This is a genomic window from Methylomonas rivi (assembly GCF_024505165.1).
Taxonomy (GTDB): domain Bacteria; phylum Pseudomonadota; class Gammaproteobacteria; order Methylococcales; family Methylomonadaceae; genus Methylomonas; species Methylomonas rivi.
In genome coordinates, this window is record NZ_JANIBK010000156.1 from 1 (window position 1) to 8,546 (window position 8,546).

Consider the following 8,546-nt stretch of genomic DNA (forward strand, 5'->3'; position numbering starts at 1 on the left):
GGTACGATTAGCGACAGCGTAATCGTATGCAAGAGGTTATTCAACCATCCTTCGATTACCCATCGCTAATCGGAACGATAGTGATCAGGCAGGTCACGTTGCCGCGATACGACGGCATGGATGCGGGAGGTAGAGCAATGTAGGCGCAATTGCCGAGCGGTTACGTGACATTATCGTTCCCACGCTCCGCGTGGTAACGCCTTCCCGGACGCTCCAGCGTCATCTACCATAAATCAATCTCAAGCAATCCACTCTGTCCTGCGTAGTTAGACGCACTGGAATAGCGCCAATGTTCAGGTAAATTCACGTAACCGCGTTTGACGGGATTGGCATGAATATAGTCTAACTTCTCTCGCATCATGGCTTCGTTAAAAATCAGTTCCGCATGTACGCCTTCCTGCCAAAACTGAAATTCCCTATCCCGCTTGTGAGCGCATTTGGCTAACCGTAGTCGCTGTAACAATCGTTCGGATCGCATATCTTGCAAATGATCGATGATCTGGCGGGCGGTATAGGCTTTGAAGCTGGCGACACATTTATTCAGGCTGGCACTTTGGGCGATGAAGTGTAGGTGGTTTTCCAGGATGACGTAACCGTACAATTTCAACCCGGTTTGCTGTCTTTGAAATTGCCAGCAGTCCAGTAGGATTTGCACGGTTTCCTGTCGGGTGAATACCGGCAACCATTCCACGACTGTACAGGTCATGAAGTGGGGTTTATCCGGTTCTGTAATGGTGTAACGACTTCGGCCCATTTGATGCTTTCCGGTTTTGGGACGCTGGAGCGTCTGGGGCTGCGTTCCCACGCGGAGCGTGGGAACAATAAATTCGTCAGGGAGCGCCGCGCGCACCCTGACCTACGCCCCTAAGTATCAAAAATCTCTTTCAACCGTTGATAATCCAGCTTGCCGTTGGGCAGGCGCGGCAAGGCATCCAGCACCAGATAGCGGCTGGGTTGCATGTAGGGCGGTAACTGGCGGGCCAGAACCTTACGTATCCCGGCGACGTCCATTTCGGGCGCCAGCACCACGACCAGGACGGGACGTTGACCGGCTGTCGGATCGTCGACGCCCAGCACCGCGCAATCCCGCACGCCGTCAATGGCATTCGCCACCGCTTCGATTTCCGCCGGCTCGACCCGGTAGCCGGAACATTTCAGCATACGGCCCAGGCGGCCGTGAAAGCGGTATTCGCCCTGCTCAATGCTGACGCGGTCGCCGCTGGCGTACCAGCCTTGCCGGTTTAAAAAAGGCTCCAGACTGCCGTTGCGCCAGTAGCCGCTGGCCAAGGTCGGCCCGCGCACCCACAGCTCGCCGCTATCGGCGTCGATATGCAATTCGCAGCCGGCGGCGGGTTGGCCTATGGGTATGCTTTGGCCGGCTTGCAGCTGTTCGCGCCGCACCGGCCAATAGCAACAGACGTTGGTTTCGGTGGGACCGAAGAAATTGTACAAAGCCGTGCCCGGCAGGGCGGCTGCCAGATCGATCAAGGCCGGCGTGGGAAACACTTCGCCGGCGAAAATCAGAAAACGCAAAGACGCCAGCGCCGTTTGCGCCAGATTGCCTTTGTAAGCCAGAAAAGCCAACAGCGACGGCACGGTGTACCAGCCGCTGATCGCTTGTTCGCCGAGCCAGGCGCTCAGACGGGCGGGAGCCAGGGTCAGTTTGGCCGGCAGGAAATGCAGGCTGGCGCCCGCGCCTAGCACCGCGTAGAGGTCGAAAGTGGAGAGGTCGAAAAACAGCGGGGCGCTGCTGGCAATGCGGTCTTGTGGCGTCAATGCCAGCAAATCGGCGGCCCAGCCGGCAAACGCCGCAATCGCCGCATGGCTCAAGGCCACCCCGCGCGGCTGGCCGGTGGAGCCGGAGGTATACAGTATAGCCGCCAAGCCGGCGGGTAAAATCTCGACAGGTTGCGGCAACGCGTCGGCGCAATCGGCAATGTCCAGCCATAAACCGGCATCCAGCCAGATAGGCACCTCACCCAAACCCAATACCGCTTTAACTTGGGCATCGCCGACGATAAACAGCAAGCGCGCACTGGGATTTTTCAAGTCCAGCGGCACATAACAAGCACCGGCAAGCAAGACGCCGAACACAGCAACGACCGCATCCATGCCTCTATCGATATGAATCGCCACCGGCTGGCCGGTTTGTATGCCGCGCGTCAACAAAGCCGCAGCCACGGCTTGCGCCCGGCTTAATAACTCGGCATAAGTCAACTGGCTATCGCTTTCCGCCAGCGCTAGCGCGTCGGGTTGTAGCCGGCATTGCCTTACAAAGCCGTCCAGCAACATCCGTCAGCCCGCTTCGCTTTCCAGCAATTCGGCGTCCATGCGGGCTATCACCGCCTCCAGCCAAGCTTCATCGACGGCCGGCGACAAATAATTGTACGACAAGGTCAAACGGCCGTTGACTTGTCCGACCAGCATCGCCAAACCCGGCGGCAACGTCATCCAGCACATCATGGACATTTCGGTGACCGGCACGCCGAGAAAACCGTTTTTGGCCCAGGATAAATCGCCGACATCGGAAAACCACAGAGAACTCAATTCGCCGCCGCTATGCTGTTTGCGCAGGAATTTGGCGTACTTGGCCGGCTGCAGCCATTGCCCCAACCACATCAACGGCAAGTAGGCAAAATCCAGTTCATCTCTAACCACTTGCTTGTGTTGCGCCAGCAAATGCTCGAACAAGGCTTTTCTATCCCGAACCTGCTGACGGGTGGCGCGGGCGAACAGGCAGCCGACGTGATTGCCGAATACCGGGGTCGGCGCATTCTGCCGGCGCAGGTTAAAAGCATAAGGGATGCAATAACCGGCCTTGGCGGCCGGCGGCCCGACCCGTTCCATGGCTCGCATGAAACAGCCCAAATAATATAGGGTGCGGCCGGCAATGCCGGTGTGTTGCTGCGCCAGTTTGGCGATATGTTTGGACTGTTCGGCATCGTAACAGCGCAGCTTTAAACCCAGGGTTTGCGGGCCTTGCTCGACCTGGGTCGGCAGACAGCTATCCAGGCTGTTGGCTTGGTTGTTGTGGCGTTTGGCTTTTAACAACAGCCACAACTTCTTCCATAAGCTCCATTGCGCCAATTTGGCTTCTATCAGCGAAGCCGATTCCTTGAAACTGTCCGGACGCTCCGAGCCCAGAAAATCCAGCAGGATTTTCGCCCCCCGCGCATCCAGCAAGGGATGGTTCCAATTCAGCAGTAAAATGCCGCCGCTATCGCGGGCGATCCAGTGCAGCGTCAACGGCTGGGTTTCGGGGCGGTTGAATATTTGCAGCTGGATGGGTTGGGCCTCTATGGCTTGGTCGGCGGCGGTTTCACACTGATGGCGTTCCAGCACAATGCGCTGCCCGGTCGGCCGCCAGACGTGGCGTTTACCCAAACGCTCGATACGGGCCGAGGCTATCGGGAAACGTTCCACCAATATATCCAGGCGTTGCTGCAACCGGTCCAGATCGGGTTCGGCGGCCAAATGCAACGCAAAGCCGCAGTAGCCGCCGGGCATGCCGGCGTCGCGGATTTCTTGATCCAGCACATAGGTGAAATAGTCGGCCGGATTAAAAAAAATCGGTGCGGGTTGGCTCATGCGTTTTGCGGCGCCTGTTTGATCCAGTTTTCCAGCGCATTCAGGCTTTGCACGTTGTCGGGTTCGATTTCGGTGTCCGGCAGAATCACGCCGAACTCTTTCTCGGCAAACATGATCAAGCGCATGATGCCCATGCTATCCAGGCCGGCTTCCAGCAAATCGTCGTCATCGCCAAATACGGACGGGTCTTCGTGATAAATCAGTTCGGAGAAAATAAATGCTTTGAGTTGTTCCTTCATAGGCTTGAATAGTCGAGGAGAATAAAAGGTGACGGAGCGAAAATTGGACTAGCCTATGCTTGGGCGGAACGCCAACCCCAGCGCGGCACTTTCCGGCAATAGTCCGAGTAAGCCGGCCCGAACCGCTTGGCAAGCGCCGGCTCTTCGTAAAACACCACAAAGGTTTGAAACACCAGCGCAATCGAGCCGGCATACATCCACAAGCCGGCATGCGGAAACAGCAGGCATTCGGCCAGCAATAACAGCAACACACCTTGATACATCGGATTACGGCTGCGGCGGTACAGCCCGCCGATCACCAAATGCTTGGGCGGATCGATGGGCGCCGGCGTCCCCAGGCCCGCCACGGCAAAATCCCAGGCGCAACGCAGATAAATCGCGACGCCCGCCAGCATGAACAAACCGGCCGGAACCGCCAGCGCGAGACTGCCGACATGCAAGCCATTGCTGGAAGCCGACACCATCGAGTAGGGAAAATACAGAATCACCGTGCCCGGAATCAGCAGCGTAAACAGCAAAACTTTTAAACCCAGGAAAAATCGCACGTCGGAATAGGTTTGGTTAGCGGGGGTGCGGGCAATTTTGGCACTCATTGCCCGCCAATCCAAGTGTTTTTGGTGCTTGCCGGAATTTTGTGTAGAATCTTGGCTTTGTGTAAGGAATTTAACCTGCCATGTCAGATGACTTGATCAGCCAATTGAAAACCATGCTCATCGAGGGCTTGCGCCTGGAAGACATCGTTCCGGACGACCTTTCCGCCGACACGGCGTTGTTCGGCGGCGGCTTGGGCCTGGATTCCATCGATGCACTGGAAATAGGCGTGATGCTGGATAAGCAATTCGGCGTCAAAATCACCTCCGGCGACGAACGCAACAACCAAATTTTTGCCTCCTTACGCTCGCTCGCGGAATTCGTCGCCGAACATCGCGTCCGTTGAGCATGGCAAACGCACTCAAGGCGACGGGCATTACCGGCCTCATTCTGGCCTATCCTTTTCTCAGCGCCTATCTGGCCGCTCATGGCTTTGCCGGCTTGGTATTAATCCTATTCGCCGGCCTGACGGTCTGGCGCGGCATCCGCATCAAAAAACCGTTCTGGCGGCTTGTCTGCCTCGGGTTTGCCGCGCTGTTATTGGCCGGCGCCTATTTTGCCAACGCCTACGCCATTTGGCTGATCCCCTCGCTGGTCTACGCCTGGCTAAGCGTGCTGTTCGGCCACACGCTGCGCCATCCGCCGTCGTTGTGCGAAAGACTGGTACGCTTGCAGTTTCCGGAATTCAAACCCGGCATTGCCGAGTATCTTCGCGAAGTGACGTGGGTGTGGACGCTGTTTTTTGCCGTCAATGTGCCGGCATGCGCCTTGCTGCCCTGGCTGGCTGGCCCGCAAATCTGGTCTCTGTATACCGGCTTGCTGGTTTATCTGCTGATGGGCCTGCTGGTGATGGGCGAATGGCTGTACCGCCACCGGCGCTTCCCCGGCCTGGAGATTCCGCCGATGCTGGAAACCGCCCGCTATTTCGCTCTGCACGGCCATAAAGCCTTCAAGGACATCTGGTCATGAAGCCGCGCCTGGGCGCCCTGTTGTGGCTCGGCATGGTCACTGCCGTTTTCGCCGACGACGGCAAGCTGTCCGAAGTGTTGGCCCGGCTGCGCCAAAGCGGACAGGCCAGCTTCCAGTACCGGGAAACCCGCCAACTGGAGCTGGCCTCATCGCCTTGGCAAGCGCAAGGCGTGATGCTGACGGACGCTGCCGGTACGCTGGTCAAGCTGCAATTGCAACCCAGCCGGGTCATCATGGCGATCAGCGGCGACAGTTTGTACTACTGGGATGCCGCGCAAAATCAGCGCCACAGCATGCCGATCAGTTATGCCGACGACGCGGCGGCGCAAATCCTGATCTTCCGCAGCATTTTGCAAGGCCGCACCCAAGAACTGCAGGCCGGCTACGATCTGGCCGCGGACATCCAAGACCGGCACTGGTCGTTGCATATGCAACCCAAATCCGGCCAAGCCGGCGAGAACGCGCCCAGCATCGACATCTCGGGCGATGCCAACCCGGATAAAAGACAAATTTTGATCCGCCAAGCCGACGGCGAAACCACCGAATACCGTATCGAAAAAGCCGCCGAACAGCAGTCGGCAGCCTACACTATTCCGCAATTGCTGCAGGAAGCCGGCGGAGAATAGCGAGTGTCTTTCGTTTGGAGAAAGCGCTGGTTTTTGCTATTGCTTCCCTTGCTATTGGCGGTCACGCTCTGGCAAATCCGGGTCGAATCGGATCTCAACGCCTTTTTCACCCATACCGACGATGCCGACGCCAAACTGCTATCCGGCCTGCTGCAATCCGGCGAACTGTCGCGCCGCTATCTGCTGGTGGTGGAAAAATCGGCCGCCCATGCCGAAGACGCGCCCGGCTTGGCCGCATTCAGCGGCAAGTTGATCCAACAGCTGGCCCAACTCGATCAGGTTGAGCAAGTCTGGCCTGCTCACCAGCCGCCGCGCGACTGGCTGAACGCCAGCCAATTTTATGCGCCCTACCACGCCCGCATCTTCAGCCTGAATCCCGAGCAAGACGCCGCTGCCCTGTTCGATCAGGAGGCATTGCCGCGCCGCGCCGAAGGCCTAAAGCAGGCGCTGCTTTCGCCGCAGGGCGGCTTCATCAAAACCATCGCCAAACAGGATCCCTTGCTGTTGTCGCTGAACGGCTTCAAAACCCTGCAAGCCCAATTTCAACAACCAGGGGACGCTGGCGCCTTGATACTGCAAAGCCGTCCGCCGGCGCTGGATTCCGCCGCCCACGAACGGCTGCAAGCCGCCATTCGCGCCCGCTTCGACGACTTGAATCAAGCCGCCGGGCAGGCTTTTAGCCTGTCCATGGCCGGGGTACCTGTATTCAGCGTGGCGACGCGCGACGAAATCAGCCGCGACGTCGCCCTGGTTTCGACCGCCTCCAGCCTGTGCGTGGTGCTGGTATTTTTGCTGTTGTTTCGCTCTTTCGCCGCCCTGCATTGGCTGCTGCTGCTGCAGGGCGGCGCTTTTGTGGTCGGCATTCTGGCGACCCAGCTGATCTTTCAGCAGGTACACAGCCTGACGCTGGCCTTGGGCGCCAGCCTAATCGGCATCTGTGTCGATTATCCCATACACATCATGGCGCACAGCGCCAAACACCGCACCAGTCCGCTGGCCAACGCGCGCCTGTTATGGCCCAGCCTGTTGATGGGCGGCCTGACCACCGTGATCGGCTATGCGGCCATGGGCTTTAGCGGCTTTCCGGGTTTCGAACAAATCGCCGTGTTCGCCCTGTTCAGCATCGCCGCTTCCTTGGGGTTGACCCGTTGGCTACTGCCCGCCTTGTTGGATCGAACCGCGTTGCACATCGCCGATTTACCGGGCATTGCCGGCTGGGTGGCTTTTTGCGGCCGGCGACGCACGCTGTTATTGAGCCTGATTGGGTTCGCCGCCGTGCTGGCGGTTTTTTCCTTGCCGCAATTGCGCTGGATGGACGACATGCAAAAACTGACCATCAATATGGACGCCATCAAACAGCAGGATGCCACGGTGCGCGCGCATTTCTCCAGTATAGAACCGGGGCGATTCGTGTTGATCCGGGCCGACGATTTCGAAACCGCCCTGCAACGCGCCGAAGCCGCCGAACGCCGTCTGCAAGCCTTGCGGCGGGCCGGCATCGTCGGCAGCTATCACGGCCTGTTTCCCTGGCTCAGCTCTCAAGCCCTGCAAGCCGAGAATGCCCGGGTTTACGATGCCGCGCTGACCACTCAATTCCAGGACGCCTGGCTCTCCGCGCTCAACCACGCCGGGCTGTCGACAGACAAGCTCGGCCAATTAACACCGGCCGGGACTGCGGGTTTAGCGCCCGAAGCGGTACTGGAAACGCCCGTGCGCCATGTATTGTCCGGCCAGTTATTGGCGGGACAGCAGGGCGCGGCCCTGGCTTTATGGCTGGGCGATCACGATCCGGCCAAACTGGCCGCGGGCTTACAAGGCTTGGCCGGCACCCGTTACTTTAGCCAGCGCGACCAGTTGAATAAGTTGGCCGGCCAATACCGGGACCGCTCCTTACAGATGCTGGCAATCGGTATCGCCGTCATGGGTTTTTTAATCTGGCTGCAAACCCACAGTCTGAAAAATACGCTGCTGACCCTGCTGCCGTCACTGGCCGCCGCGTTGTTTATCTTTGCCAGCTGGGCCTTGCTGGGGGAAGAATTAAGTTTCGTGCATGTGATCGGACTGTTGCTGTCGATCTCATTATGCGTGGACTACGGCATCTTTTTCATCGAAAATCGCGGCCGGGACAGCAACGTCACCTACCACGCCATCGCCGCCTCGACGCTGACCACGCTGGCCTCTTTCGGCGCGCTGGGGCTTGGAAAAACCCCGACCCTGCCTATTCTGGCCATGTCGGTCAGCCTGGGCGTGACGCTGGGTTTCCTGCTGTGTCCCTTATTAATCCCCAAAACCGGCCCGGCATGAGCCAAGCACCGCGCATCGCCCCCGTTGCCGTCACCGCTTACCGATGCGTCAGCGCGGCGGGAGACAGCCTGAACGCGTTACACGCCGCCTTGCTCGCCAATCGCTGTTGCTTGCGGCCGCTGCAATTGTTCGAACTGCCTTTCGACACGGTAGTGGGCGAGGTGATATCCCGCTTGCCGGACATCCGCCCCAGCCTGCAACGCTATGCCTGCCGCAACGCCGGACTGGC

Annotated in this window: 9 protein-coding genes and 1 pseudogene; 5 read left to right on the forward strand and 5 right to left on the reverse strand. The window is 58.7% G+C overall.

All coding sequences use genetic code 11. The annotated features are described in order from the left end of the window. Positions 1-223: 223 nt before the first annotated feature. From NP596_RS18160 to NP596_RS18180, 5 genes are all read right to left on the reverse strand, one after another. Positions 224-754: an REP-associated tyrosine transposase gene (locus NP596_RS18160; protein ID WP_256616816.1), complete on the reverse strand. Its 531-nt coding sequence runs from the start codon at positions 752-754 to the stop codon at positions 224-226. 110 nt (positions 755-864) lie between these two features. Next, the gene (locus tag NP596_RS18165) at positions 865-2,292 is read right to left on the reverse strand and encodes an amino acid adenylation domain-containing protein (RefSeq protein ID WP_256616817.1); all 1,428 of its coding nucleotides are present in this window, start codon (positions 2,290-2,292) and stop codon (positions 865-867) included. A gap of 3 nt (positions 2,293-2,295) precedes the next feature. After that, positions 2,296-3,588, reverse strand: coding sequence for a hypothetical protein (locus NP596_RS18170; protein WP_256616818.1), 1,293 nt, complete (start codon positions 3,586-3,588; stop codon positions 2,296-2,298). Then, on the reverse strand, positions 3,585-3,827 hold the full coding sequence (locus NP596_RS18175) for an acyl carrier protein (RefSeq protein WP_256616819.1): 243 nt from the start codon (positions 3,825-3,827) through the stop codon (positions 3,585-3,587). The genes NP596_RS18170 and NP596_RS18175 overlap by 4 nt, the downstream gene beginning before the upstream one ends. Before the next feature lie 53 nt (positions 3,828-3,880). After that, positions 3,881-4,420 (reverse strand): methyltransferase family protein, encoded by a 540-nt coding sequence (locus tag NP596_RS18180; RefSeq protein WP_256616820.1) that lies wholly within the window; start codon positions 4,418-4,420, stop codon positions 3,881-3,883. 80 nt (positions 4,421-4,500) lie between these two features. Here NP596_RS18180 and NP596_RS18185 point away from each other — a divergent pair, with 80 nt between their 5' ends. From NP596_RS18185 to NP596_RS18205, 5 genes and pseudogenes are all read left to right on the forward strand, one after another. Continuing rightward, positions 4,501-4,764 carry a phosphopantetheine-binding protein gene (locus NP596_RS18185; protein WP_256616821.1) on the forward strand — a complete coding sequence of 88 codons (264 nt, stop codon included), beginning with the start codon at positions 4,501-4,503 and terminating at the stop codon, positions 4,762-4,764. A gap of 2 nt (positions 4,765-4,766) precedes the next feature. Further along, on the forward strand, positions 4,767-5,387 hold the full coding sequence (locus tag NP596_RS18190) for a COG4648 family protein (RefSeq protein ID WP_256616822.1): 621 nt from the start codon (positions 4,767-4,769) through the stop codon (positions 5,385-5,387). After that, positions 5,384-6,013 (forward strand): LolA family protein, encoded by a 630-nt coding sequence (locus NP596_RS18195; protein ID WP_256616823.1) that lies wholly within the window; start codon positions 5,384-5,386, stop codon positions 6,011-6,013. Before NP596_RS18190 ends, NP596_RS18195 begins: the two co-directional genes overlap by 4 nt. A gap of 3 nt (positions 6,014-6,016) precedes the next feature. Continuing rightward, the gene (locus tag NP596_RS18200) at positions 6,017-8,317 is read left to right on the forward strand and encodes an MMPL family transporter (RefSeq protein ID WP_256616824.1); all 2,301 of its coding nucleotides are present in this window, start codon (positions 6,017-6,019) and stop codon (positions 8,315-8,317) included. After that, positions 8,314-8,546: pseudogene (locus NP596_RS18205) on the forward strand (beta-ketoacyl-ACP synthase); the annotation flags it as partial. The gene NP596_RS18200 and the pseudogene NP596_RS18205, both read left to right, overlap by 4 nt.

Coding starts and splice junctions, on each gene's coding strand:
- NP596_RS18175 (WP_256616819.1), bottom strand. CDS start 3,827: ATGAAGGAACAACTCAAAGCATTTATTTTCTCCGAACTGATTTATCAC.
- NP596_RS18165 (WP_256616817.1), bottom strand. CDS start 2,292: ATGTTGCTGGACGGCTTTGTAAGGCAATGCCGGCTACAACCCGACGCG.
- NP596_RS18185 (WP_256616821.1), top strand. CDS start 4,501: ATGTCAGATGACTTGATCAGCCAATTGAAAACCATGCTCATCGAGGGC.
- NP596_RS18160 (WP_256616816.1), bottom strand. CDS start 754: ATGGGCCGAAGTCGTTACACCATTACAGAACCGGATAAACCCCACTTC.
- NP596_RS18190 (WP_256616822.1), top strand. CDS start 4,767: ATGGCAAACGCACTCAAGGCGACGGGCATTACCGGCCTCATTCTGGCC.
- NP596_RS18195 (WP_256616823.1), top strand. CDS start 5,384: ATGAAGCCGCGCCTGGGCGCCCTGTTGTGGCTCGGCATGGTCACTGCC.
- NP596_RS18180 (WP_256616820.1), bottom strand. CDS start 4,420: ATGAGTGCCAAAATTGCCCGCACCCCCGCTAACCAAACCTATTCCGAC.
- NP596_RS18170 (WP_256616818.1), bottom strand. CDS start 3,588: ATGAGCCAACCCGCACCGATTTTTTTTAATCCGGCCGACTATTTCACC.